This window comes from Anaerobacillus sp. 63XJN7_4_ISO-PGPR-S23-413, assembly GCF_056173725.1.
Genome location: NZ_CM149688.1, coordinates 156,065 through 180,067, shown reverse-complemented (window position 1 = coordinate 180,067; position 24,003 = coordinate 156,065). Strand labels below are relative to the sequence as shown.

At 43.0% G+C, this 24,003-nt stretch carries 23 protein-coding genes, 10 tRNA genes and 3 rRNA genes; 3 read left to right on the top strand and 33 right to left on the bottom strand.

Annotated features, from left to right (window positions below; genetic code table 11):
• Window positions 1-140: 140 nt before the first annotated feature.
• From glmM to sigW, 5 genes are all read right to left on the bottom strand, one after another.
• Window positions 141-1,484, bottom strand: coding sequence for a phosphoglucosamine mutase (gene glmM / locus AC0VYO_RS01055; RefSeq protein WP_194222542.1), 1,344 nt, complete (start codon window positions 1,482-1,484; stop codon window positions 141-143).
• A gap of 39 nt (window positions 1,485-1,523) precedes the next feature.
• Window positions 1,524-2,762 (bottom strand): CdaR family protein, encoded by a 1,239-nt coding sequence (locus AC0VYO_RS01050; protein ID WP_475366296.1) that lies wholly within the window; start codon window positions 2,760-2,762, stop codon window positions 1,524-1,526.
• Window positions 2,762-3,580, bottom strand: a complete 819-nt coding sequence (cdaA, locus tag AC0VYO_RS01045) for a diadenylate cyclase CdaA (protein ID WP_194222558.1) — start codon at window positions 3,578-3,580, stop codon at window positions 2,762-2,764. Before cdaA ends, AC0VYO_RS01050 begins: the two co-directional genes overlap by 1 nt.
• Before the next feature lie 241 nt (window positions 3,581-3,821).
• Window positions 3,822-4,451, bottom strand: a complete 630-nt coding sequence (locus AC0VYO_RS01040; RefSeq protein WP_303535674.1) for an anti-sigma factor family protein — start codon at window positions 4,449-4,451, stop codon at window positions 3,822-3,824.
• 16 nt (window positions 4,452-4,467) lie between these two features.
• Window positions 4,468-5,031 carry an RNA polymerase sigma factor SigW gene (gene sigW, locus AC0VYO_RS01035; RefSeq protein ID WP_194222545.1) on the bottom strand — a complete coding sequence of 188 codons (564 nt, stop codon included), beginning with the start codon at window positions 5,029-5,031 and terminating at the stop codon, window positions 4,468-4,470.
• Window positions 5,032-5,247: 216 nt separating this feature from the next.
• On the opposite strand from sigW, the gene AC0VYO_RS01030 reads away from it, so the two are divergent.
• On the top strand, window positions 5,248-5,460 hold the full coding sequence (locus AC0VYO_RS01030) for an aspartyl-phosphate phosphatase Spo0E family protein (protein ID WP_194222546.1): 213 nt from the start codon (window positions 5,248-5,250) through the stop codon (window positions 5,458-5,460).
• A 22-nt stretch (window positions 5,461-5,482) separates the two neighbouring features.
• Here AC0VYO_RS01030 and rocF read toward each other — a convergent pair whose 3' ends face one another.
• From rocF to AC0VYO_RS00950, 16 genes are all read right to left on the bottom strand, one after another.
• On the bottom strand, window positions 5,483-6,385 hold the full coding sequence (gene rocF / locus AC0VYO_RS01025; protein ID WP_194222547.1) for an arginase: 903 nt from the start codon (window positions 6,383-6,385) through the stop codon (window positions 5,483-5,485).
• Between the two features lie 259 nt (window positions 6,386-6,644).
• Window positions 6,645-6,720: transfer RNA gene (locus AC0VYO_RS01020), tRNA-Ala, on the bottom strand.
• A 3-nt stretch (window positions 6,721-6,723) separates the two neighbouring features.
• Window positions 6,724-6,797: transfer RNA gene (locus AC0VYO_RS01015), tRNA-Gly, on the bottom strand.
• 10 nt (window positions 6,798-6,807) lie between these two features.
• Window positions 6,808-6,882 (bottom strand) — tRNA-Gly (locus AC0VYO_RS01010).
• Between the two features lie 3 nt (window positions 6,883-6,885).
• Window positions 6,886-6,961, bottom strand: a tRNA-Lys gene (locus tag AC0VYO_RS01005).
• A 4-nt stretch (window positions 6,962-6,965) separates the two neighbouring features.
• Window positions 6,966-7,050: transfer RNA gene (locus AC0VYO_RS01000), tRNA-Tyr, on the bottom strand.
• Window positions 7,051-7,060: 10 nt separating this feature from the next.
• Window positions 7,061-7,136 (bottom strand) — tRNA-Thr (locus AC0VYO_RS00995).
• A 77-nt stretch (window positions 7,137-7,213) separates the two neighbouring features.
• Window positions 7,214-7,289, bottom strand: a tRNA-Val gene (locus AC0VYO_RS00990).
• Between the two features lie 22 nt (window positions 7,290-7,311).
• A tRNA-Glu gene (locus AC0VYO_RS00985) sits at window positions 7,312-7,386 on the bottom strand.
• A 6-nt stretch (window positions 7,387-7,392) separates the two neighbouring features.
• A tRNA-Thr gene (locus tag AC0VYO_RS00980) sits at window positions 7,393-7,468 on the bottom strand.
• Window positions 7,469-7,472: 4 nt separating this feature from the next.
• Window positions 7,473-7,547: transfer RNA gene (locus AC0VYO_RS00975), tRNA-Asn, on the bottom strand.
• Between the two features lie 10 nt (window positions 7,548-7,557).
• Window positions 7,558-7,674, bottom strand: a 5S ribosomal RNA gene (gene rrf / locus AC0VYO_RS00970).
• 256 nt (window positions 7,675-7,930) lie between these two features.
• A 23S ribosomal RNA gene (locus AC0VYO_RS00965) occupies window positions 7,931-10,860 on the bottom strand.
• A gap of 91 nt (window positions 10,861-10,951) precedes the next feature.
• The gene (locus tag AC0VYO_RS00960) at window positions 10,952-11,095 is read right to left on the bottom strand and encodes a hypothetical protein (protein ID WP_475368292.1); all 144 of its coding nucleotides are present in this window, start codon (window positions 11,093-11,095) and stop codon (window positions 10,952-10,954) included.
• A gap of 2 nt (window positions 11,096-11,097) precedes the next feature.
• A 16S ribosomal RNA gene (locus AC0VYO_RS00955) occupies window positions 11,098-12,649 on the bottom strand.
• The 16S, 23S and 5S rRNA genes sit together here with 10 tRNA genes alongside, the layout of an rRNA operon.
• Window positions 12,650-12,897: 248 nt before the next feature.
• Window positions 12,898-13,122, bottom strand: a complete 225-nt coding sequence (locus AC0VYO_RS00950; protein WP_194220317.1) for a hypothetical protein — start codon at window positions 13,120-13,122, stop codon at window positions 12,898-12,900.
• A 119-nt stretch (window positions 13,123-13,241) separates the two neighbouring features.
• On the opposite strand from AC0VYO_RS00950, the gene pdaB reads away from it, so the two are divergent.
• Entirely contained in the window at window positions 13,242-14,000 is a 759-nt protein-coding gene (gene pdaB / locus AC0VYO_RS00945) for a polysaccharide deacetylase family sporulation protein PdaB (RefSeq protein ID WP_194220316.1), read from the top strand.
• 34 nt (window positions 14,001-14,034) lie between these two features.
• Here pdaB and AC0VYO_RS00940 read toward each other — a convergent pair whose 3' ends face one another.
• Window positions 14,035-14,637: a KinB-signaling pathway activation protein gene (locus tag AC0VYO_RS00940; protein ID WP_475366295.1), complete on the bottom strand. Its 603-nt coding sequence runs from the start codon at window positions 14,635-14,637 to the stop codon at window positions 14,035-14,037.
• Between the two features lie 149 nt (window positions 14,638-14,786).
• Between AC0VYO_RS00940 and gerD the strand changes: the two genes are divergently transcribed.
• On the top strand, window positions 14,787-15,422 hold the full coding sequence (gene gerD / locus AC0VYO_RS00935; protein WP_430246585.1) for a spore germination lipoprotein GerD: 636 nt from the start codon (window positions 14,787-14,789) through the stop codon (window positions 15,420-15,422).
• A gap of 42 nt (window positions 15,423-15,464) precedes the next feature.
• Here gerD and AC0VYO_RS00930 read toward each other — a convergent pair whose 3' ends face one another.
• From AC0VYO_RS00930 to AC0VYO_RS00880, 11 genes are all read right to left on the bottom strand, one after another.
• The gene (locus AC0VYO_RS00930) at window positions 15,465-16,499 is read right to left on the bottom strand and encodes an Mrp/NBP35 family ATP-binding protein (protein ID WP_194220313.1); all 1,035 of its coding nucleotides are present in this window, start codon (window positions 16,497-16,499) and stop codon (window positions 15,465-15,467) included.
• 133 nt (window positions 16,500-16,632) lie between these two features.
• On the bottom strand, window positions 16,633-17,346 hold the full coding sequence (gene cwlD, locus AC0VYO_RS00925; RefSeq protein ID WP_475366293.1) for an N-acetylmuramoyl-L-alanine amidase CwlD: 714 nt from the start codon (window positions 17,344-17,346) through the stop codon (window positions 16,633-16,635).
• A gap of 82 nt (window positions 17,347-17,428) precedes the next feature.
• Window positions 17,429-17,866, bottom strand: a complete 438-nt coding sequence (locus AC0VYO_RS00920) for a DUF2521 family protein (RefSeq protein WP_194220311.1) — start codon at window positions 17,864-17,866, stop codon at window positions 17,429-17,431.
• Window positions 17,867-18,060: 194 nt separating this feature from the next.
• The gene (rpsI, locus tag AC0VYO_RS00915) at window positions 18,061-18,453 is read right to left on the bottom strand and encodes a 30S ribosomal protein S9 (protein WP_048313356.1); all 393 of its coding nucleotides are present in this window, start codon (window positions 18,451-18,453) and stop codon (window positions 18,061-18,063) included.
• Window positions 18,454-18,472: 19 nt separating this feature from the next.
• Complete coding sequence (gene rplM, locus AC0VYO_RS00910; protein WP_048313355.1) at window positions 18,473-18,910, bottom strand: 50S ribosomal protein L13; 438 nt, start codon at window positions 18,908-18,910, stop codon at window positions 18,473-18,475.
• Between the two features lie 170 nt (window positions 18,911-19,080).
• The gene (gene truA / locus AC0VYO_RS00905; protein ID WP_194220310.1) at window positions 19,081-19,821 is read right to left on the bottom strand and encodes a tRNA pseudouridine(38-40) synthase TruA; all 741 of its coding nucleotides are present in this window, start codon (window positions 19,819-19,821) and stop codon (window positions 19,081-19,083) included.
• Window positions 19,822-19,832: 11 nt separating this feature from the next.
• Window positions 19,833-20,630: an energy-coupling factor transporter transmembrane component T family protein gene (locus AC0VYO_RS00900; protein WP_475368291.1), complete on the bottom strand. Its 798-nt coding sequence runs from the start codon at window positions 20,628-20,630 to the stop codon at window positions 19,833-19,835.
• A complete protein-coding gene (locus AC0VYO_RS00895) occupies window positions 20,627-21,496 on the bottom strand; it encodes an energy-coupling factor ABC transporter ATP-binding protein (protein WP_194220308.1) in 870 nt (289 codons plus the stop codon). Before AC0VYO_RS00895 ends, AC0VYO_RS00900 begins: the two co-directional genes overlap by 4 nt.
• Window positions 21,472-22,311: an energy-coupling factor ABC transporter ATP-binding protein gene (locus AC0VYO_RS00890; protein ID WP_194220307.1), complete on the bottom strand. Its 840-nt coding sequence runs from the start codon at window positions 22,309-22,311 to the stop codon at window positions 21,472-21,474. Before AC0VYO_RS00890 ends, AC0VYO_RS00895 begins: the two co-directional genes overlap by 25 nt.
• A gap of 303 nt (window positions 22,312-22,614) precedes the next feature.
• A complete protein-coding gene (gene rplQ / locus AC0VYO_RS00885) occupies window positions 22,615-22,977 on the bottom strand; it encodes a 50S ribosomal protein L17 (protein WP_098445995.1) in 363 nt (120 codons plus the stop codon).
• 47 nt (window positions 22,978-23,024) lie between these two features.
• Window positions 23,025-23,969, bottom strand: a complete 945-nt coding sequence (locus tag AC0VYO_RS00880) for a DNA-directed RNA polymerase subunit alpha (RefSeq protein ID WP_194220306.1) — start codon at window positions 23,967-23,969, stop codon at window positions 23,025-23,027.
• Window positions 23,970-24,003 lie beyond the last annotated feature (34 nt).

Sequence of the window (24,003 nt, the reverse complement as noted above, 5' to 3'; positions counted from 1 at the left end):
TCGCTATAATTTGCTCTATTTTGACTCATTTTAATGAGAAAATCACTTGTGAAAATTCCCCTATATATAAAAATATGCATGGGTAGCTTTTTCCGTGCTTCCCATGCATACCTTTCGTACAAACTTTTCATTTTTGTCGATTACGCTCCAAGTTCTTCTTTCACCATAGATACAACGCGATCGACGTACTCATCACATAGATCTTTTGTAGGGGCTTCAGCCATGACGCGAACAAGAGGCTCCGTTCCGGATGGACGAACAAGAATACGCCCTTCTCCGTTCATGTCGCTTTCTACTTGCTGAATCGTTTCTTGAATACGCTCGTTTGAATCTACCTTGTTTTTATCTGTTACCTTCACATTCACAAGAGATTGAGGGTACTTCTTCATTTCTCCAGCAAGCTCTGACAACGGTTTGTTTGTCACTTGCATAATGTTAGCAAGCTGAAGTGCTGATAGCATACCATCACCTGTCGTGATGTGATCAAGGAAAATAATATGTCCAGACTGCTCTCCGCCAAGGTTGTAGCCTTCTTTACGCATTTCTTCCATCACATAACGATCGCCTACCTTAGTTTGAAGCGATGTTACACCTGACTCTTCCATCCCTTTATGGAATCCAAGATTGCTCATAACAGTTGAAACAACCGTATCATGACGTAAACGCTTTTGATCTTTCATGAATTTAGCGCAGATAAACATAATCTGATCGCCATCTACAATATCTCCATTTTCATCAACGGCAATAAGACGGTCTCCATCTCCATCAAATGCAAAGCCTACGTTGGCATTCTTTTCTTTCACAAATTCAGCCAGTGTTTCTGGATGCGTCGATCCGACACCGTCGTTAATATTTGTTCCAGTAGGATTTGTACCTATAGTGGAAATATCAGCTTCAAGATCAGCGAATAAATGAGCTGCAAGCGAAGACGTTGCACCATGTGCACAGTCGAGCGCAATGTGAAGTCCAGAGAAATCTTCATCAATTGTTTGTTTCAAATACTGAAGGTACTTCTGACAACCTTCGAAGTAATCACTAACGATACCTAGATCAGCACCTGTAGGACGTGGTACAAGATCCTCATCGCTATCAATAAGCGCTTCAATTTCTTCTTCCTGAACATCTAAAAGCTTAAAGCCGTCCGGGCCAAAAAACTTAATTCCGTTATCCCCAACTGGATTGTGGGAAGCAGAAATCATTACTCCCGCTTGAGCACTTAGTGCCTTCGTTAAATGAGCAACTCCTGGCGTAGAAATGACACCAAGACGCATTACTTCAGCCCCAATGGAAAGAAGACCGGCAACTAGCGCCCCTTCAAGCATATATCCAGAAATACGCGTATCGCGTCCGATTAAAATCTTAGGTTTCTCGGTCTCTTTCGTTAAGACATACCCACCGAGACGGCCCAGTTTAAATGCAAGTTCAGGGGTAAGCTCTGTATTAGCTATCCCTCTTACACCGTCAGTACCAAAATATTTACCCATCGTTATACTCTCTCCTTTATTATCGCGCAGTTCCAACTATTAGGAAGGACTATTCTCTATTTGCAGCGTTACCTTCTTGGATGAACCGGACCAGCGAACATAAGACGGTCCGTTCCATTGTAATTCAAGTTCATGTTCTCCCTCGGAAAGACCACTTGCATCAATATAAGCCTGAAAATCATCATTCTGAATATTTTCAAGCACGCTAGATACACCATATATCTTCATATCCGTAGATCCCGTTTCAGGTTCTGAAATATTTGCTGTTAACCCATCAGATACTCCAGTTACTTTAATTGGTACATCTTCAAATGCTTTTTCATCTTCTTTACCAACTTTAATTTTTGCTTCAACCGTTTCTGGATCTACTTTTTTCATTCCGTCCGGAACTGGTACATCAAGCTCAACCGTTGTATCCTTTGTTATTTTTGATAGATCAAGTGGAATACCGTCCAGAAACTCTAGTTTGCCAAGTTCCTCTTCAGGACCAAAGACAGAAACCTCCGAAGGTTCAAGGTCAATCGATGAGATACTAACACCGTCAGGAAGCTTTCCTTTTTGATCTAGTTTAATCGGCACCTTTTTGTAAGGGGCAGTAATTGGTACTTTTACATCAACTACGGCAGGATCGATCGATACCCCCTGTATTTCTTCCATATTCGCATCATACACATTTAGTGTTATTCTTTCATTAACTTCTTCTTTTGCACCGCTCACATTTACATAGCCTCTAACAAATGCAATTTGCTCAAGCTTGGAATTTGCACCAGTAACTGTAACGGTTTTAGGTGAAACGATCGGTTCTTCTGTCGCATACCCTTCCGAAAGCTCATCTTCCTTCAACAAGTTAATTCCAGCTTGAAAGGTACTCGATTTTTTCTCTTCAATCGTCACAGAAACTCTAACTGGATCAATCGCGACATCTACATTTTCAGGAAAATCTCTGTGTTTTACTGTAACAAGATGTTGACCTGGTGTTAAATTGCGCAAATCGACATAGACCTCTTTATTCGTTAACTTTGATAGCATTAAACCATCTGTGCGGCCTTCAACAATGACATCTACGGTTTCAGGTAAATCAGAAACCACTACGCTATCTTCATCGTATAGCACTTCAAGCTCCATATCTGGTAAACGTTCTGTTTCTGTTTGTTGAGTAAGTAATCCATTAGGATCAGTAGTAGACCCATCAGGCATCGCAACAATCGTGTAAAGCATGAGAGCGAGAAGAAAAGAGATGATTTTGACAAACCAGTTGCTCGTTAACAATTTGTCCATTACTTTTTCCCCCTCCAATTACTAAAGCGGTTGGAAGTCTCAGTCTTAGACACAGAAGGATTTAGCTCAGCATTAAGAAGATCACGTAATACCTCTTCAGATAAATTTCGATGAAGTTCTCCGTTCTTTGTCAGGGAAATACTCCCTGTTTCTTCAGACACAATGAGTGTTAGGCTATCTGTTACTTCACTTATTCCAAGAGCAGCTCTGTGCCTTGTACCGAGTTCCTTCGAAATAAAAGGACTCTCTGAAAGTGGCAAATAACATGCTGCAGCTAAAATTTCATCCTTCTTTAGAATAACCGCTCCATCATGAAGTGGTGTATTCGGAATGAACACATTAATTAAAAGTTCAGAAGTTAATTTTGCATTCATAGGAATACCTGTCTCTACATAGTCATTGAGACCTGTTTCCCGCTCAATGGATATTAATGCGCCAATTCTTCTCTTACCCATATAGGATGATGACTTAATAATGGCTTCCACCATTTTATTCGTCTCTTCCTCTTCAACAGCGGAGCGAGCAAACAATCGACCGCGTCCTAACTGCTCAAGTGCTCTTCGAAGCTCAGGTTGGAAAATAATAATGATGGCAAGTAGTCCATAAAGAACGACCCGCTCTAGAATCCAATGTAGCGTGTTCAGTTCGAAAAAACTACTTAAGAACCATGCGGCAATAATGACCGTAATTCCCTTAAGAAGCTGAACAGCCTTCGTGCCGCGAATAAGCATAATAATTTTATATATCACATACGTAACGAGCAAAATATCAATAATCTCAGTTATGTAATCAAGTACATTTACATTTCCAACAGGCAGCACGGCTCTTCCTCCAAACGTATTGTATTTAGCCTGAAGTTCACTTCTAGTGCATTGCTAAAATACATTTGTAACTTTTTAATTATATCATATTTTTGACAACTTCAAAAAAAGCACATCTCAATTAGTATGACATTTCATATAATTAGTAACTCTGTGATCAAATGTTGAGTTCGGGGGAGAAGAATCATTTTTTTACTACAGCAATAATTCACAAAAATAAACCGCCCTATAGGACGGTTTATTTTTGTTCATCATTTGTAAATACACTACCTATATCTTGAAAAAGGTGTTTCAGCTGAAACCACGTCCAGTCAAGAATATGATCCACCTCTTCGATTTCACCAGTTACCTGTCCAGCAGAGGCCATATACTGTTCTCCATTGATCACAAGAACATCACCTTTAACCTGTCCTTCAATTTCAAGATTACGGTTTTTTACTGTTAGATCTCCTTCAATGACTTCACCCTCAGGAACAATAACCGTATTCGTTTCCTGGTCAAATCTTAAATTACCAGAGAGCGCAGATAATTGATCCTCACTCGTCCATGATGAATAAACAGATCCTGCCATTAATACTAAGAATAAAATCGCCGCTGTTACGAATGGATGAGATTTCATCCATCGTTTCATCCAGACCGTGCGTTTCTCCTGTGGTAGCTGTTGCATTACCTTTGATGTAAAACCATCGGGTGCCTTCATAGAAGGTGAGCTGAGGAGAAACGATTCCGTTTTCTTCAGTTCTTCATAATGCTCTTTGCAATCATGACATGTCTTTAAATGATCAAATAGCTCTTTACGCTGTTGATCTGTAGCTTCTTCATCAAGTACATCATGCATAATTGCAACTATTTCTGCAGGGCATTTCATAGCTTCTCCCCCTTTCTTACTGCTCTCGAAGCTTCTTTCTAAGCGCTTCTCTACCCCGATGTATTCGGGTTTTGACCGTTCCTACTGGTAAATCCAGAATTTCACTGATTTCCTTTAGCGATAACTCCTGAATATACTTTAAAGTTATAGCACTTCGATACTTAGCTGGCAAACTTAGAATAGCCTGATGTATCCCATCCTGTGCCTCTAACGATACAACTTCATCATCAGGTAATGGTTCATCAGTCGACACTTGAGAATACATTGTCAGACCTTCCGTTCCCGAAATTTCAGCATCGAGGTAATAATCCGGCTTTTTCTTTCGCATACGATCAATCGATAAGTTCGTGGCTATACGATATAACCAAGTAGAGAATTTTCGATCAATCTGATAGCGATCAATGTTCGTATAAGCACGAATGAATGCCTCTTGAGCCACATCCTCAGCTTCCTGCCTGTTACCAAGCATTCGGTATGTCAAAGCAAAGACTCGATCTTTATAGAGCTCTACTAACTCCCCAAATGCATTATGGTCCCCTTTTCTTACTTTCAACACGATTCTTTTTACGATTGCATCCATTTTTTCAACCCCCGCTGATTCCTGCGGCTATTATAGTTACGTATCAGGAAAAACAAAGTTTCACTTTTTCTAAAAAAACATTTTCTAATCTTTCCTTATTCTATCACGTTTGAATTACTGTTTTTAATGAAAATACATAATTTTCTAGTGAAAATAGTTTATTTTTTTAATATATAGGGTATAAAGCTATAAATTATTGAGAGGGTGGTTCGGCTCATGGAAAGGTTGAATCGAAAAATAAGCTTTCAAATAAAAAGCGAGAAAGATCATCTCCTTCAAGAAATTGAGGCTTCCCGCAATAAAATGAATTTATTAGCAAGGAACAAACCACTTAGTTCTTCCGAAATAATTGAAATTAGCACTTATCTGGACTATCTATTAAACGAATATGATCAATGTCGAAATAAAAAAACAGCGGCTTTATCTTAAGATAAAGTCGCTGCCTTTGTGTTTATTTTAATTTTTCCCCAAATAAAGATCCCATTAAAGCGACGGCAACAGTAGCCGTTTTATTTTTCTCGTCTAAAATAGGATTCACTTCAACGAATTCTGCAGAAGTTAAAATGTTTGATTCTGCAAGCATTTCCATCGCAAGATGACTCTCACGATAGCTAATTCCTCCAAGTACTGGTGTACCTACTCCAGGAGCATCGTGCGGATCAAGTCCATCAAGGTCAAGACTTAAATGCACCCCATCAGTGTCTTTCGATACATACTCGATAGCCTCTTCCATTACTTGCGTCATACCCATACGGTCAACTTCATGCATCGTATATACTTTAATACCTTTTTCTTTAATCAGTTTACGCTCACCATCATCAAGAGAACGAGCTCCGATAATCACAATGTTTTCTGGTTTAATTTTAGGTGAATATCCTGAAATGCTAGTTAAAGACTCATCACCAATACCAAGACTAACTGCAAGTGGCATTCCATGAATATTTCCTGATGGTGACGTTTCGGAGTTATTTAAATCACCATGCGCATCGTACCAAATAACGCCTAAATTTTCATAATTACGTGCTACACCGGCAAGAGTGCCAATAGCAATACTATGATCTCCACCAAACACTAGTGGAAAGCGCTTTCGATTAATCACTTCATTTACAACATTTGAAAGCTTTTCGCTAGCATCAGCAACTTCTTTCAAATTTTTAAGTTGATGATCCTGTTCTTCTGGACGCTTTTCTGGCCTTCCTATTTCAATATCCCCAAGATCTTCAATATCGTAATTCAAATTTGATAACCGTTCTACAATTCCAGCATATCTGATCGCACTTGGACCCATGTCTACCCCGCGTCTCATTTGGCCAAGATCCATTGGTACTCCTATAATCGAAAGTTTATTATTCATTATGTAGCCTCCTCGTATCCTAGTCTAGCTCTATTCTACCCATATTCCAGTAAATGACTCAACCTGACATAAAATACGAATAAATATTCATACAATTACGTAAATTGATGTTCTTTACGGATAAATATAAGGAACAGTAGCCTGGCCGTGGAGGATCTGAATCATATATCATCTGCAAGGCGCATTAGAAATAGAAAAGTTTCCTACTTCAAAATGATTTTATGACATAAAAAAAACCCTAAACATTGTTTAAGGAAAATGGTGGAGCCTAGCGGGATCGAACCGCTGACCTCCTGCGTGCAAGGCAGGCGCTCTCCCAGCTGAGCTAAGGCCCCATTTGGAGCGGGTGATGGGGATCGAACCCACGACATCAGCTTGGAAGGCTGAGGTTTTACCACTAAACTACACCCGCATATAAAGTTTGGAGCGGAAGACGGGATTCGAACCCGCGACCCCCACCTTGGCAAGGTGATGTTCTACCACTGAACTACTTCCGCATATGGTGAGCCATGAAGGACTCGAACCTTCGACCCTCTGATTAAAAGTCAGATGCTCTACCAACTGAGCTAATGGCTCTTACTGGTGGAGGGGGACGGATTCGAACCGCCGAACCCTGAGGGAGCGGATTTACAGTCCGCCGCGTTTAGCCACTTCGCTACCCCTCCACTGGAAAAATGGTGCCGGCCAGAGGACTTGAACCCCCAACCTACTGATTACAAATCAGTTGCTCTACCAATTGAGCTAGGCCGGCAAATATATAGTATTAACAAATAAAAAAGAGTGCACTCTACTGAGTACTCCTGAAGGTAAAGCAATTATTAAGAAAAATGGTGGAGGATGACGGGCTCGAACCGCCGACCCTCTGCTTGTAAGGCAGATGCTCTCCCAGCTGAGCTAATCCTCCACAGAGTATAGATAAATTAAATTGGTGACCCGTACGGGATTCGAACCCGTGTTACCGCCGTGAAAGGGCGGTGTCTTAACCGCTTGACCAACGGGCCATGTCCTGGAGCTTCCAACCGGATTCGAACCGATGACCCCTTCCTTACCATGGAAGTGCTCTACCTGCTGAGCTATGGAAGCATAATGGCTCCACAGGTAGGATTCGAACCTACGACCGATCGGTTAACAGCCGATTGCTCTACCACTGAGCTACTGTGGAATATTGGTCAGCCTGGCAACGTCCTACTCTTGCAGGGGGAGATCCCCCAACTACCATCGGCGCTGAAGAGCTTAACTTCCGTGTTCGGCATGGGAACGGGTGTGGCCTCTTCGCCATCATTACCAGACTAATCAAAGGTTGTTCCACTAGAAAGTGTTTAACCAAGGACAAGATATATCTTACTATATTTCTTTATAAAGATCAAGAAAAATTTTCATTCCTTGAAAACTAGATAGCACGCACAACGTTTTCCAATAACAATGTCTAGTTCCGCAGGCTACATTCTTGCCCATTTCACTCTTTCACTTCAGGCGAAAAGCGCCTTACGTTCAAGAGCTCCAATGGTCTACGAAAGTGACCAAGCCTGCTTTACTTTTCGTTTTTAGGTTAAGCCCTCGATCGATTAGTATTCGTCAGCTCCACGTGTTGCCACGCTTCCACCCCGAACCTATCTACCTCATCATCTCTAAGGGATCTTACCAGCTTCATGCTGTGGGAAATCTCATCTCGAGGGGGGCTTCATGCTTAGATGCTTTCAGCACTTATCCCTTCCACACGTAGCTACCCAGCTATGCTCCTGGCGGAACAACTGGTACACCAGCGGTGTGTCCATCCCGGTCCTCTCGTACTAAGGACAGCTCCTCTCAAATTTCCTGCGCCCGCGACGGATAGGGACCGAACTGTCTCACGACGTTCTGAACCCAGCTCGCGTACCGCTTTAATGGGCGAACAGCCCAACCCTTGGGACCTACTTCAGCCCCAGGATGCGATGAGCCGACATCGAGGTGCCAAACCTCCCCGTCGATGTGGACTCTTGGGGGAGATAAGCCTGTTATCCCCAGGGTAGCTTTTATCCGTTGAGCGATGGCCCTTCCATGCGGAACCACCGGATCACTAAGCCCGACTTTCGTCCCTGCTCGACTTGTAGGTCTCGCAGTCAAGCTCCCTTGTGCCTTTACACTCTGCGAATGATTTCCAACCATTCTGAGGGAACCTTTGGGCGCCTCCGTTACACTTTAGGAGGCGACCGCCCCAGTCAAACTGCCCACCTGACACTGTCTCCGCACCGGATCACGGTGCTGGGTTAGAATGTCAGTACAGCCAGGGTAGTATCCCACCGACGCCTCCATCGAACCTGGCGGTCCGACTTCTATGGCTCCTACCTATCCTGTACAAGCTGTACCAAAATCCAATATCAGGCTACAGTAAAGCTCCATGGGGTCTTTCCGTCCTGTCGCGGGTAACCTGCATCTTCACAGGTACTATAATTTCACCGGGTCTCTCGTTGAGACAGTATCCAAGTCGTTGCACCTTTCGTGCGGGTCGGAACTTACCCGACAAGGAATTTCGCTACCTTAGGACCGTTATAGTTACGGCCGCCGTTTACTGGGGCTTCGATTCAGAGCTTCTCCCGTAAGGGATAACCCCTCCTCTTAACCTTCCAGCACCGGGCAGGTGTCAGCCCCTATACTTCGCCTTACGGCTTTGCAGAGACCTGTGTTTTTGCTAAACAGTCGCTTGGATCTTTTCACTGCGGCTCCCCTGGGCTATAAACCCGAGGAAGCACCCCTTCTCCCGAAGTTACGGGGTCATTTTGCCGAGTTCCTTAACGAGAGTTCTCCCGATCGTCTTAGGATTCTCTCCTCGCCTACCTGTGTCGGTTTGCGGTACGGGCACCTTTTTCCTCACTAGAGGCTTTTCTTGGCAGCGTAGAATCAAGGACTTCGGTACTAAATTTCCCTCGCCATCACGACTCAGCCTTCATGGTGAACGGATTTGCCTATTCACCAGCCTAATCGCTTGGACGCGCATTTCCAGTAGCGCGCTCTCCCTATCTTTCTGCGTCCCCCCGTCGTTCAAACGGAAAGGAGGTGGTACAGGAATATCAACCTGTTATCCATCGCCTACGCCTTTCGGCCTCGGCTTAGGTCCCGACTAACCCTGAGCGGACGAGCCTTCCTCAGGAAACCTTGGGCTTTCGACGGACAAGATTCTCACTTGTCTTTCGCTACTCATACCGGCATTCTCACTTCTAAGCGCTCCACCAGTCCTTTCGGTCTGACTTCACAGCCCTTAGAACGCTCTCCTACCATTGTCGTAAGACAATCCACAGCTTCGGTGATACGTTTAGCCCCGGTACATTTTCGGCGCAGCGTCACTCGACCAGTGAGCTATTACGCACTCTTTAAATGATGGCTGCTTCTAAGCCAACATCCTGGTTGTCTAAGCAACGCCACATCCTTTTCCACTTAACGTATACTTTGGGACCTTAGCTGGTGGTCTGGGCTGTTTCCCTCTCGACTACGGATCTTATCACTCGCAGTCTGACTCCCGCGGATAAATCGTTGGCATTCGGAGTTTGACTGGATTCGGTAATCCGGTAAGGACCCCTAGTCCAATCAGTGCTCTACCTCCAAGATTCTTGCCGCGAGGCTAGCCCTAAAGCTATTTCGGAGAGAACCAGCTATCTCCAGGTTCGATTGGCATTTCACCGCTACCCACACCTCATCCCCGCATTTTTCAACATGCGTGGGTTCGGGCCTCCATTCAGTGTTACCTGAACTTCACCCTGGACATGGGTAGATCACCTGGTTTCGGGTCTACGACCACGTACTATTTCGCCCTATTCAGACTCGCTTTCGCTGCGGCTCCGCCTTCTCAGCTTAACCTTGCACGGGATCGTAACTCGCCGGTTCATTCTACAAAAGGCACGCTGTCACCCATTAACGGGCTCCAACTAGTTGTAGGCACACGGTTTCAGGTTCTTTTTCACTCCCCTTCCGGGGTGCTTTTCACCTTTCCCTCACGGTACTGGTTCACTATCGGTCACTAGAGAGTATTTAGCCTTGGGAGATGGTCCTCCCGGATTCCGACGGGGTTTCACGTGTCCCGCCGTACTCAGGATCCGTCTCGGAGGGCATCGGATTTTGACTACAGGATTGTTACCTTCTCTGATGGACCTTTCCAGGTCGCTTCGTCTATCCGTGCCTTTGTAACTCCAAAGAGACGTCCTACAACCCCAGAGGGCAAGCCCTCTGGTTTGGGCTGATTCCGTTTCGCTCGCCGCTACTCAGGAAATCGCGTTTGCTTTCTCTTCCTCCGGGTAATGAGATGTTTCAGTTCCCCGGGTCTGCCTTCCATTCCCTATGTATTCAGAAATGGATACCATCCTATTAAAGATGGTGGGTTCCCCCATTCGGAAATCTCCGGATCAAAGCGTACTTACAGCTCCCCGAAGCATATCGGTGTTCGTCCCGTCCTTCTTAGGCTTCTAGTGCCAAGGCATCCACCGTGCGCCCTTAGTAGCTTAACCTTCGATTTGTTAGGCATTACTGCCATAACGCATCAGTTATTACTAAGTTATTGCATAAAAAATAATTATTGGATGTCGTTGTTTGTGCTATCTAGTTTTCAAGGAACAAGGTTACTACTTGAATCCGCCTAAGCTTCATCACTTCACCTGGTTTGAAAGAATAAATCATTCTTTCAAAACTAAACGAAACGCTCATGTAAGGTTGGTAACGTAAGTTACCTTCGTAATTCTCCATAGAAAGGAGGTGATCCAGCCGCACCTTCCGATACGGCTACCTTGTTACGACTTCACCCCAATCATTTGTCCCACCTTCGGCGGCTGGCTCCATAAAGGTTACCCCACCGACTTCGGGTGTTACAAACTCTCGTGGTGTGACGGGCGGTGTGTACAAGGCCCGGGAACGTATTCACCGCGGCATGCTGATCCGCGATTACTAGCAATTCCGGCTTCATGCAGGCGAGTTGCAGCCTGCAATCCGAACTGAGAACGGCTTTATGGGATTCGCTTCACCTCGCGGTGTTGCTGCCCTTTGTACCGTCCATTGTAGCACGTGTGTAGCCCAGGTCATAAGGGGCATGATGATTTGACGTCATCCCCACCTTCCTCCGGTTTGTCACCGGCAGTCACCTTAGAGTGCCCAACTAAATGCTGGCAACTAAGATCAAGGGTTGCGCTCGTTGCGGGACTTAACCCAACATCTCACGACACGAGCTGACGACAACCATGCACCACCTGTCACTCTGTCCCCCGAAGGGGAACGTCCTGTCTCCAGGATTGTCAGAGGATGTCAAGACCTGGTAAGGTTCTTCGCGTTGCTTCGAATTAAACCACATGCTCCACTGCTTGTGCGGGCCCCCGTCAATTCCTTTGAGTTTCAACCTTGCGGTCGTACTCCCCAGGCGGAGTGCTTAATGTGTTAACTTCAGCACTGAGGGTGGAACCCCCCAACACCTAGCACTCATCGTTTACGGCGTGGACTACCAGGGTATCTAATCCTGTTTGCTCCCCACGCTTTCGCGCCTCAGCGTCAGTTACAGACCAGAGAGCCGCCTTCGCCACTGGTGTTCCTCCACATATCTACGCATTTCACCGCTACACGTGGAATTCCACTCTCCTCTTCTGCACTCAAGTCCTCCAGTTTCCAATGACCCTCCACGGTTGAGCCGTGGGCTTTCACATCAGACTTAAAAGACCGCCTGCGCGCGCTTTACGCCCAATAATTCCGGACAACGCTTGCCACCTACGTATTACCGCGGCTGCTGGCACGTAGTTAGCCGTGGCTTTCTGGTTAGGTACCGTCAAGGTACCGCCCTATTCGAACGGTACTTGTTCTTCCCTAACAACAGAGCTTTACGACCCGAAGGCCTTCGTCACTCACGCGGCGTTGCTCCGTCAGACTTTCGTCCATTGCGGAAGATTCCCTACTGCTGCCTCCCGTAGGAGTCTGGGCCGTGTCTCAGTCCCAGTGTGGCCGATCACCCTCTCAGGTCGGCTACGCATCGTCGCCTTGGTAAGCCATTACCTTACCAACTAGCTAATGCGCCGCGGGCCCATCCTGCAGTGTTAGCTCGAAAGCCAACTTTCAACATTGCACCATGCGGTGCGATGTATTACCCGGTATTAGCTCCGGTTTCCCGGAGTTATCCCAGTCTGCAGGGCAGGTTGCCCACGTGTTACTCACCCGTCCGCCGCTAAGATCAGGGAGCAAGCTCCCATCTCTTCGCTCGACTTGCATGTATTAGGCACGCCGCCAGCGTTCGTCCTGAGCCAGGATCAAACTCTCCGATAGAAAGCCTAATCTAGCTTTAAAACAATGTTTTGTTTCCTTAGAAACAACTACTTACATGGCGTTTCGTTCAGTTTTCAAAGATCAATTTGTTTCTTTCAATGTCGTTTTCAGCGACTTTATTAATATACCATATTAACTCCGTCAGCGTCAATAACTTTTTTGAAATTCTTTTTGGCGTCAACCGCATTGTTGCGGCGACCTATATAAATATACAGGTAGTTGTACTATTTGGCAAGGGGTATTTTAAATTAATTTGTACTTTTTTTCAAAATCCGCCTATACTTCGAAATCTCCGCTTCTGTAGCCGTTCTTTTATAGATACCTAATAGAAGGTGATATCGTTCTTCCATCGCTCTTTTAATTAGTCCATCGATTCGATTGTTATCCAGGTCTAACAGTAGCTCTTCCATTTCTCTTTTAAGTAAGTATTCGATTTCCTTCATCTCTTTAAAGTTTACTAAGAATCCAATCATCTGAACCTCTCCTTCCTCAAACCAGTATGACCTAAGCTTTTAAGAAATATGTGTCTCCTCTAGAGTTTGTACATAGTTAAGAAACTTTTCGCATATGAATGGGACAAAGGGGGTGCATGATGAGGTTTTTTTGGATTTGGAATGGCATGCGAATAAAGCAAGGACTGATTATAGTTACAGCCGCTTTCTTTGCTGCAATTATTCTTTTTATTGAAGGTGGGGACCTCGCTGTATTTACAAATAACAACGTCCCGCTCGCAATTGATCACGTGAAAAGCGAGGATAAACGTCTTGCATTAACCTTTGATATTAGTTGGGGCGAGACAAAAGCTCTACCTATTCTTGAAGAGCTAAAACAAAATAAAGTGAAAGCCTCATTCTTCATTTCGGGAGCCTGGGCTGAACGCCACCCTGAAATTGTTGAGCAAATTGCAAAAGATGGACACGAAATCGGGAACCTTGGATATCGATATGAGAACTATACGTCAATGAAGGACGAGGAAATAAAAAAGGACATTATTCGTTCTAATGAAGCAATCAAAAAAGTAACAGATGACCAACCAGAATTACTAAGACCACCAAATGGAAACTTTGATAAACGTGTTCTTATTCTATCTGAGAAGTTTAATTACACAGTCATTCATTGGAGTCTCGATTCAGAAGACTGGAAAAACCCAGGAGTAGACAAAATTGTTCAGAATGTAACAACACAAGCTGATCCGGGAGATATCATTCTTATGCATGCATCTGATTCCGCTAAACAAACAGTTGAAGCCATTCCAGAAATGATCTCTCTTCTAAAAAAGGAAGGCTATTCTTTTGTCACAGTCAGTGAACTCGTATCTAATGCAAAAATAAATACCAAGGAAGTAAAATAAGCAGCCCTCCGATTAGGAGAGCTGCTTTTGTGTATTAAGCTTCTTTTCGAATTAATCGATGAAGTGTTAGCAATTGCCATACATTACTCACCAATAGCGGAATCAAAATAAGCCAGAGCCATTTTGGATCATTACTTTGCAGGCCAGGAATCCACTCAAGAATAGTTACAACAACAATAAAGAAAAGAGCTGGAATAAAGGCCTGCTTATTCGTTTCTTTTTGCTTAATATATGCTGTTACCAATCCAATAATCAAAATAAAAAGAGCGGTCAAGATATAACTTAGAATACTCTCTCCTTTTTCAGCAAAAACAGCATAGCGGAAGTAGACAAGATCGAATAGAGCGACCGCAATAAGTACGACTTGTATCGTATTCCAAAGCTTTACTGATTTAAAGATACCAAGACCAAAACGATGAATTGTTAAATAGGCAAAGAATCCCATCTGACTAATCAAACTAAAGATACTAGATACTCCCAGTAACCAGAGTATCACAATGAGGAACGAAACAAATTCTCCATTTTTCAGATCCGTCCAATACTGTGACCAATCTAAAACAATCCCTGTGAGCATACCTGCTGTTGATCCAATCAGAAGGGTTGTAAAAAATAAGTAAACAAGATTTCTTGTTTTCAAAATCAAACCCCCGTAAACGTTAATGGTGCTTCTATGTTGAATTGTACCAATGCCACTTTTAAATTGCCACCCTTCCTTTATTCACCGGGTATAAATTCACAGTTTCGCCTAATATTAAGGTTAACACCTCGAGAAAGGAGCACAGACTTATGAGTCATGGATTCAAACTGCTTGCTCTTGGATTAACCATTCTTTTAATAACCGGATGTGCCTCGGGTTCTGCTGAAGGATCTCAGGCTAATTACGAAGAAACGAAAAAGATGCTTGTCGATCTACTTAAATCAGATGATGGCAAGAAAGCAATTCAAGAAGTCATGTCAGATGAAGAAATAAAAAAACAACTTGTTATGGAACAGCCATTTGTGAAAGAAACCATACAAAAAGTACTAACAACTGAAGAAGGAAAAGATTACTGGCAAGAAATGCTGAAAGATCCTGCGTTCGTTGAGAACTTTGCCAAGAACATTCAAAGTGAAAATGAGAAATTATTTAAATCACTGATGGATGATCCAGAATACCAGGAAAAAATGATGGATCTCTTGCAAGATCCGGTAATGGAAAAACATTATTTACAACTACTCGAAAGTAAACAATCGAGACAGCAAATTAAAGACCTTATATCCGAAACATTTGAAAGTCCGTTATTCCAGGCCAAAATCCAGGAAATGTTAACTGGAATTACTTCTGAACAACTAAAATCATCTGAGAGCGGTAATAAGAAAGAAGAAAACACAGACAATACCGAATCAGATAGTGGCGAAGGATCAAATTCTGGTCAGAAATAATCTGCATAATAAAAGGACATGCGCTCGCATGCCCTTTTATTATTATTTTGCTGTTCTTTTTAAGATTTCTTGTGCAATGTGAAGATATTGCTGTCCAATCGGATGATCTTCTTGATAAACAGAAGGTGCAAATTCTTCATCATTAAAATCTGGCTGCCCAAGAGGAAGTCTACCAAGAATGTCAGTTGTTAACTCGGAAGCTAACTTATCTCCTCCACCTTGACCAAACACATATTCTTTCTCGCCTGTTACTTTACTCTCAAAGTAAGACATATTTTCAACAACACCAAGCACTTCATGTTTCGTTTTAAGCGCCATAGCACCCGCTCTCGCAGCTACAAAAGCTGCTGTAGCATGAGGAGTGGTCACGATGATTTCTTTTGAAGCCGGAAGCATCGTATGAACATCCAATGCTACATCTCCCGTTCCTGGCGGTAAATCTAGAAGCAGGTAATCTAACTCTCCCCAATCTACTTCACTAAAGAAGTTATTCAGCATTTTCCCAAGCATTGGACCACGCCAAATAACAGGAGCGTTATCTTCTACAAAAAAGGCCATAGACATTACTTTAACGCCAAACCGCTCAACGGGATAGATTTTTTCGTTTTCCACTTTGGGTCTGGTTTCAATCCCCATCATATCCGGTACACTAAATCCATAAATATCTGCATCGATAATGCCGACCTTTTTTCCAAGACGGGCAAGTGACGTTGCAAGGTTTACGGTTACAGTTGATTTACCTACGCCACCTTTTCCACTTGCCACTGCGATAAACTGTGTTTTACTTTCTGGAGAAAGCAATGACGGGAGGTCAGGATTAGCAGATGTTCCTTCAGGAAGCTCTTCATCCGCCAACTGTTCAAATCGCAATCCCACTGATTCGGCCCCTTCGCCTTTTAAAGTGTTGACGATTTCTTGCTGCACCTTCATCTGTTCAGCTGATTCAGTTTGAGCAAGAGCAACCTTAACACTGACATAGCCTTCTTTCGTTTTCACATCACGAATCGTGATACTTTTATGTAAAATAGGATCTTGCACCTTTTGTAGTAATTCAACGACTTGATCTTTCGTTAACATGGAGGCACCACCTTCTCTGAATTCGATTACATTGCTAGTATAACATATCATTCAGAGAGTTTTGACTTCGGTGCTTGAAGGATATACCAAATCAATGAAAGAGTATAGAACGTACAATAAGCCAGTGTTTTCTTTATTCCTCGGGTACTGGCTCATTTGTCGTATATCGTATAATGCCCTGATAAATAGAGGCTGCGACTTTATTTTGATACGTTTCAGTATTTAATAACTCCCTCTCAGTAGGGTTAGAAAGGAAGCCAACTTCAACAAGAGCTCCTGGAACTTCAGCCTCTCTTAGTAAATATACACTATCCATGTTTTTAGCCAATCGATTTGTGTTTTCAAGGTTTCGCTTAATTTCAGCCTGAATAAAACGAGATAAGGCCTGGCTCTCATCATTAACTGGATTATAAAACGTTTGAGCGCCACTCCATTTAGAAGACGGAATCGCATTTAGATGAATACTCACAAAAAGATCGTTACTTCCCTCATTAATCAACTCAACTCGTTTTCTTAAATCTTCAGCTTTTCGATTGCTAAGTCCCTTAGTTCCTTCTGCTGCTAAATCTGTATCCGTCTCACGTGTCATAATAACAAGCGCTCCCGCTTCTTGGAGATAATCCCTTAACTTAAGAGAGATCGTTAACGCAATATCTTTTTCAACCACGTTATCACCAACAGCTCCTCCATCAGCCCCTCCATGTCCAGCGTCAATGACAATGACCTGTCCTGATAAAGGAAGATGCCAGGCATCCCAAGAAGAATCAATAGCGAATTTGTAATTAATAATAAATAACAGCACGATGATTCCAGTGGCAACACCAAATCGCTTATACCACTTTTTCATATCCCACTAACACCGCCCCTTATTTTGTCCTATCTTATCTATATGGGACGGGTAGCTGAATTAGTCATGGAACTTAATCAATTTATTGTAATCGAAGTCGACGCCTCATTGTTCCTTTTTCATAGCCTGCTTTCCACCAATTCGAAACAAATACATCACACGTAATTTGTAATGATTCTTCGTAAACCGCTGACGTTTTCCAGAAAAGCCAGTAATCAAACAACGCTTCAATTAATGCTTTCTCTAATTTGAAGCACCGTTTATGCGCTGTCGACATTGATTCTCCATAATAAGAAAACTTGCTATACTCAGCACCAAGTAAATATGCTTCGATCGCAATGTCCATACAAACATTCTCCACATCACCTTTATACAGAATAGCCTCTGAGAAAAATGGAGAAAACAGTTCTCTTATGTTATCCGATAGCTCTTTCAATGAAATTTCAATCAACACCCTTCGTTCGAATTCAAGGCGTTTATGACGCTGACGTTCCTTGAATACAGTAATAACGTTGTCCATCTCACCCATCCTCTCGAATCATATTGTTTTAGTCTCACTCAAGAGTTGGGGAGTATACAGCAAATAAATTGGTAATTCATTCAGGCTTCAAAATGAATAATTCTCAAGTCTTTTGTTAAAAAGACCATAGTAGCAAATCTTTTCTAAATACAAAAAAACCCCTGGCCATAGGCCAGAGGTTTTGAAAAACCATATTAACGTTTTGAGAACTGAGGTGCACGACGTGCTGCTTTAAGACCGTATTTTTTACGTTCTTTCATACGAGCATCACGTGTTAGGAAGCCTGCACTCTTAAGTGTAGCGCGTGATTCCGGATCAGCTTGAAGTAGTGCACGAGCGATACCGTGACGGATTGCGCCCGCTTGTCCAGTGAATCCACCACCGTTAACATTCACGAAAATATCGTAAGTGCCTTCAGTACCAGTTTCAACTAGTGGTTGCTTAGAGATTAGCTTAAGTGTTTCAAGATCGAAATAGTCATCGATTTCACGGTTGTTAATAACCATACGTCCGTTACCAGGAAGTAAACGTACGCGTGCTACAGAGTTTTTACGTCGGCCAGTGCCGTTGTATTGTACTTGTGCCAAGTTAATTCCCTCCTTTTAATTATCCTCTTAGTTCGTATTTTTCAGGCTGTTGTGCCTGGTGATTGTGCTCGCTACCAGCGAATACATGAAGCTTTTTAATCATTTGGCGACCAAGGCTGTTCTTTGGAAGCATACCTTTGATTGCAAGTTCAAGCATTTGCTCAGAACGGTTAGTACGCATTTCAAGAGCATTTCTTGATTTCAAACCACCTGGGTGTCCACTATGACGGTAGTACATCTTGTCATTAAGTTTGTTACCAGTTAGTTCAATTTTCTCAGCGTTAAGGATGATCACATGATCACCAGTGTCAACGTGAGGTGTGAAAGTTACTTTGTTTTTACCGCGCAGGATCGCTGCTACTTCACTTGCTAGACGGCCAAGTGTTTGACCTTCAGCGTCAACGATGTACCATTTACGTTCTACTTCGTGGCCTTTAGCCATAAATGTTGTACGCATGAGTTTCCCTCCTAAAATCAATCCAATTTATTTTAAAACTAGCACAGAATTTTCATTGTCAGTTGTCAGTCAGATTTCTAAATCCGGGGCAAGTGGATGTAGAAATACCAAAGAATATCTTATAATACTGGGGCGAAAATGTCAAGTGTTTGGTAACTTTCTTTCCTTTTTTACCTATAAGAGACTTCCAATAAATAAAGCCCATGTGGTGGTGCCGTCTTTCCCGCTGTGTTTCGATCCTTTGCTTCTAAAATGGACACCATTTCATTCGCTGAGCGCCGCCCTCTCCCTATCTCAAGGAATGTCCCCATTAAAATGCGAACCATATTGTATAGGAACCCGCTTCCTTCAAAGGTAAAAACGAGTTCATCCTGAATTCGCTCAATTTCTATTCGGTAGATGGTCCTCACTTTATTCTTCACATCAGTCTTACTAGCACAAAAGGATGTAAAGTCATGCTCCCCAATGAGGTGAGCGGCTGCACGCCTCATCTCTTTAACATTGAGCGGATGAGGTTCATGTACGGCATAGTTTCTTCTAAAAACATCTGAAGCTGCACGATTATGCACTCGATATTGATAGGTTTTGCGAACGACATCATACCTCGCATGGAAATCGCTAGGAGCGGTTTCAGTGTGTAAAACCCTCACATCCTGTGGGAGCTGAGCGTTTAATGCCCGTGTCCAATTTTCAGAAGGAATCGAAAGCGGGGTGTCAAAATGAATAATCTGCCCGTGAGCATGCACCCGAGCATCCGTTCTTCCTGATCCGGTAATCGGAATAGAGGCGCCTTTATGCATCTGCTTCAGGGCGCACTGCACTTCCTCTTGAACTGTGCGGCCATTTGGCTGAATTTGATAACCATTAAAAGCCGTCCCGTCATAAGAGAGGGTCATTTTTATTCGTTGCATCACATTCTCCCCTAACTTCTTAGAAGCAGCAAACTAACACATAGAAGGAGGAGGATAAGAAATAAGGCTGTATCTTTTCCTGACCACTTCAGTAATCGGATGCTAGTTCTTCCTTCTCCTCCACGATATCCTCTAGCCTCCATTGCCATAGCAAGATCTTCAGCACGCTTAAATGCACTTACAAAGAGAGGTACTAGCAGAGGAACAATACTTTTCAATCGTTCTTTAATTGGTCCACTAGAAAATTGCGCACCTCGTGCAGATTGTGCTTTCATAATCTTCTCAGTTTCTTCCAGAAGCGTCGGAATAAACCGAAGAGCAATAGACATCATGAGAGCAAACTCATGAACAGGAAGATCAATTTTTTTCATAGGTCCAAGTAACGTTTCAATACCTACTGTAATATCAATAGGCGTTGTCGTCAGAGTTAACAAGGAAGTAATCATGATTAAAAACAATAGCCGGAGTGAAATAAATACACCTTGCTTCAAGCCACCTTCATAAACGTCAAGAAAACCAAAATCAAACAGCAGCGGTCCCTCTTTCGTTAAAAACACATGAAGAAGAAACGTTAAAATGATAACAAGTAAAATTGGTTTTAAACCATTATAGATATAGCGCAATGGTAATTTGGATACCAGGATCGCTAGAAGTGTAAAACCACCAAGTAATGCGTAGGTAATCCAATTGTTAGCCAAGAAAACGATAATAACAAATAGAAACGCCGTTAGCAACTTCGCTCTTGGATCAAGTTTATGAATGAAGGATTGACCTGGGACGTATTGACCAATAATAATATTTTGCATCAAGAATCATCTCCTTTCTGCAAAATAGACAGGGCTGCATCAACTGCCGCATCGAGAGTAAATACACTCTTTGGCAGACTGAGATTAAAGCGTTCTTCTAGCCGATGAATGAACTTAACAGTTTCTGGTACATCAAGACTTAGTTTCTTTAACGCATCGGAATTAGCGAAAATTTCCTCAGGTTTCCCCTGAAGTGCCACACCGCCCTTTTCCATTATGACGATCTCATCGGAATACTGCGCTGCATCTTCCATGCTATGGGTCACTAGAATCGTAGTGAGGCCCTCCTCCTGATGTAAACGATAAAAGAGACTCATAATCTCCCGTCGCCCTTTAGGGTCTAGTCCAGCAGTAGGTTCATCGAGAATTAGAATAGATGGTTTCATCGCTAGTACTCCTGCAATAGCTACTCTGCGCATTTGGCCACCACTCAAATCAAACGGAGAACGGCTAAGGTATGATTGATCAAGTCCCACTTGTTCAATTAACCTCGCTGCACGCTGTTTCGCTTCTTCTTCTGATACTCCAAAATTACGAGGACCAAAGATAATATCTTTCTCTATAGTCTCTTCAAACAACTGATGTTCTGGATATTGAAAAACGATCCCTACATGCTCTCTTAGGGCTTTTAGGCGTTTTTCTTTCTCACCAGCTCGAATCAAAAAGTCGCCAATCTGAATGCTTCCTTTTGTAGGTTTAAGTAACCCATTTAAATGCTGGATCAGCGTTGATTTGCCTGAGCCTGTATGCCCAATAATCGTTTGGAAAGTACGTGCTGGGATAGATAACGATATTTCAGAGAGCGCTTTTCTTTCGAAAGGGGTCCCTCTACCATAAGAATGCTCTAAATCTTTGATTGTAATGTCCATAGCTCATTCACCAGTTCCTCTTGAGATAAAGTAAGCTTTGAGAAATCATAGCCTTTCTCACTGAGTGCTCGCTGCACCTGAAGTGGAAACGGCAAATCTAAACCAATTTGCTCAAGCATGTCACCTTTCTTAAACACATCAACCGGAAGACCTTCATCAATGACCTCTCCTGCATTCATGACGATCAATCGATCAGCTTGTGCAGCTTCTTCGAGATCATGGGTGATAGAGATCACCGTCATGCCTTCTTCGTCTTTAAGCTCACGCATTGTTTGAAGCACTTCTTTACGACCAGCTGGATCTAGCATAGAAGTGGCTTCATCTAGGATGACAATGGATGGTCTTAAGGCAATAATCCCAGCAATCGCTACACGTTGCTTTTGACCACCTGAGAGACGGTGTGGCTCTTGATCAAGGTAATCTGCCATCCGCACCTTATTCACACTCTCATGGATGCGCTCCAACATTTTTTCGCGTGCCATTCCGTTATTTTCAAGACCAAAAGCTACATCATCACGCACAGACGTACCTACAAACTGATTGTCTGGGTTTTGAAATACGATCCCCACTCTTCTTCTAATTTCCCAAATACTTTCCTCATCTCTACTGTTATATCCTTCTACGGTAACATCGCCTTTTTCAGGAAGTTGCAGCCCATTTAGAAGCTTTGCAAGTGTCGACTTCCCAGAACCATTATGTCCTACGATCGCTAGCCATTCACCCTTATGAACAGATAATGAAACATCATGCAATACATGGGGTTGCTCTTCCTGATACCGAAAGGATACATTTTGAACGGTGATTAGTTCTTCCATACTCGTTCCTCCTGCCTCTGCTAATTTCAAGCGGTGATCGCTTCAGGCAATATACTGGTGCGAAAAAAAGGCGGGCAGATGGAACCGCCGCTTTTTCCTATCAGTATAATAAGCTTTTTAATGCGTGATATTAACTGTACTTATCCTATAAAAAAAGCCTGGCAGATGCCAGGCTTTTTTTAATGGCAAGCAGCAAATAACCACTTGAATTTGTGCGATTCAAACAAAAAAACGCACGAAAAAAGGGCATAGAATCAGTATCCAATGTCGAGATCCTGTCCCGCCCTTTTAATCAAGTGCGTCTTATACTAGCTCGATGATAACCATTTCAGCACCGTCACCGCGGCGTGGTCCAAGTTTACGGATACGAGAGTAACCGCCTTGACGCTCTGCATAACGAGGAGCGATATCGCTGAATAGTTTTTGAACTGCATCTTGACCGCTTTCTTGATCCGCTACTTCGTTACGGATGAAAGAAGCTGCTTGACGACGTGCGTGTAGATCTCCGCGTTTACCAAGCGTAATCATTTTGTCGATGAAAGAACGAAGTTCTTTCGCCTTTGATTCTGTCGTTTCAATACGTTCATTGATGATCAAATCTGTAACAAGGTCACGGAATAGCGCTTTACGCGTATCACTAGTACGACCTAACTTTTGGTATGCCATGAAGTATTCCCTCCTTTGTTGTTTATAAAATCAACAACTTTAAATATCTATTCTTCGTTACGAAGTCCAAGCCCAAGCTCTTCAAGCTTCTCTTGTACTTCTTCAAGTGACTTACGTCCAAGATTACGAACTTTCATCATGTCTTCTTCAGACTTCTGAGTCAATTCTTGAACTGTATTAATGCCAGCACGCTTCAGGCAATTGTATGAACGAACTGAGAGATCAAGCTCTTCGATAGTCATCTCAAGCACTTTCTCTTTTTGATCCTCTTCTTTTTCGACCATGATTTCAGCATTTTGAGCCTGGTCCGTTAAACCAACAAAAATGTTTAAATGTTCATTTAAAATCTTTGCACCTAACGAAACAGCTTCTTCAGGACGAATGCTTCCATCTGTCCAAACATCAAGGGTTAGTTTGTCATAATTTGTTACCTGGCCAACGCGAGTGTTTTCAACCTGGTAGTTAACACGAGAAACAGGTGTGAAGATCGAGTCAACCGGAATTACACCGATTGGCTGTTCATCATTTTTGTTTCCTTCCGCTTGTACATAGCCTCTTCCACGAATTGCAGTAACTCGCATCTGGAAACGCGCACTAGCAGAAAGGGTAGCAATATGAAGGTCAGGGTTTAAGATCTCCACGTCGCTGTCATGAGTAATATCTCCTGCTGTTACCGTTCCTGGTCCTTGTACATCAACAACCAATGTCTTCTCTTCTTCAGAGTAAACTTTCATAGCTAACTTCTTAAGATTGAGAATGATAGTTGTTACATCTTCATGTACGCCTTCAATTGTAGAGAACTCATGGAGTACTCCTTCAATTTGTACGGATGTGACAGCAGCACCAGGAAGTGAAGATAACAGGATACGACGAAGGGAGTTACCCAGGGTAGTTCCATAACCACGCTCTAATGGTTCTACAACAAACTTACCGTATTTTGCATCCTCGTTGATAGCTACCGCTTCAATTTTTGGCTTTTCGATTTCGATCATCCAACAAACCCTCCTTCAAAACGTCGAACTTCGG

Bases quoted from the DNA above. Each gene is read 5' to 3' on its own strand.
- gerD (WP_430246585.1), top strand. From the start codon at position 14,787: ATGAGTCATGGATTCAAACTGCTTGCTCTTGGATTAACCATTCTTTTA.
- glmM (WP_194222542.1), bottom strand. From the start codon at position 1,484: ATGGGTAAATATTTTGGTACTGACGGTGTAAGAGGGATAGCTAATACA.
- AC0VYO_RS00920 (WP_194220311.1), bottom strand. From the start codon at position 17,866: ATGGACAACGTTATTACTGTATTCAAGGAACGTCAGCGTCATAAACGC.
- AC0VYO_RS00960 (WP_475368292.1), bottom strand. From the start codon at position 11,095: ATGGAGAATTACGAAGGTAACTTACGTTACCAACCTTACATGAGCGTT.
- AC0VYO_RS01030 (WP_194222546.1), top strand. From the start codon at position 5,248: ATGGAAAGGTTGAATCGAAAAATAAGCTTTCAAATAAAAAGCGAGAAA.
- rplQ (WP_098445995.1), bottom strand. From the start codon at position 22,977: ATGGCATACCAAAAGTTAGGTCGTACTAGTGATACGCGTAAAGCGCTA.
- AC0VYO_RS00880 (WP_194220306.1), bottom strand. From the start codon at position 23,969: ATGATCGAAATCGAAAAGCCAAAAATTGAAGCGGTAGCTATCAACGAG.
- AC0VYO_RS00890 (WP_194220307.1), bottom strand. From the start codon at position 22,311: ATGGAAGAACTAATCACCGTTCAAAATGTATCCTTTCGGTATCAGGAA.
- AC0VYO_RS00950 (WP_194220317.1), bottom strand. From the start codon at position 13,122: ATGATTGGATTCTTAGTAAACTTTAAAGAGATGAAGGAAATCGAATAC.
- AC0VYO_RS01050 (WP_475366296.1), bottom strand. From the start codon at position 2,762: ATGGACAAATTGTTAACGAGCAACTGGTTTGTCAAAATCATCTCTTTT.
- rocF (WP_194222547.1), bottom strand. From the start codon at position 6,385: ATGAATAATAAACTTTCGATTATAGGAGTACCAATGGATCTTGGCCAA.
- cwlD (WP_475366293.1), bottom strand. From the start codon at position 17,346: ATGAAAAAGTGGTATAAGCGATTTGGTGTTGCCACTGGAATCATCGTG.
- pdaB (WP_194220316.1), top strand. From the start codon at position 13,242: ATGAGGTTTTTTTGGATTTGGAATGGCATGCGAATAAAGCAAGGACTG.
- AC0VYO_RS00930 (WP_194220313.1), bottom strand. From the start codon at position 16,499: ATGTTAACGAAAGATCAAGTCGTTGAATTACTACAAAAGGTGCAAGAT.
- rplM (WP_048313355.1), bottom strand. From the start codon at position 18,910: ATGCGTACAACATTTATGGCTAAAGGCCACGAAGTAGAACGTAAATGG.
- AC0VYO_RS01040 (WP_303535674.1), bottom strand. From the start codon at position 4,451: ATGAAATGCCCTGCAGAAATAGTTGCAATTATGCATGATGTACTTGAT.
- truA (WP_194220310.1), bottom strand. From the start codon at position 19,821: ATGCAACGAATAAAAATGACCCTCTCTTATGACGGGACGGCTTTTAAT.
- AC0VYO_RS00895 (WP_194220308.1), bottom strand. From the start codon at position 21,496: ATGGACATTACAATCAAAGATTTAGAGCATTCTTATGGTAGAGGGACC.
- sigW (WP_194222545.1), bottom strand. From the start codon at position 5,031: ATGGATGCAATCGTAAAAAGAATCGTGTTGAAAGTAAGAAAAGGGGAC.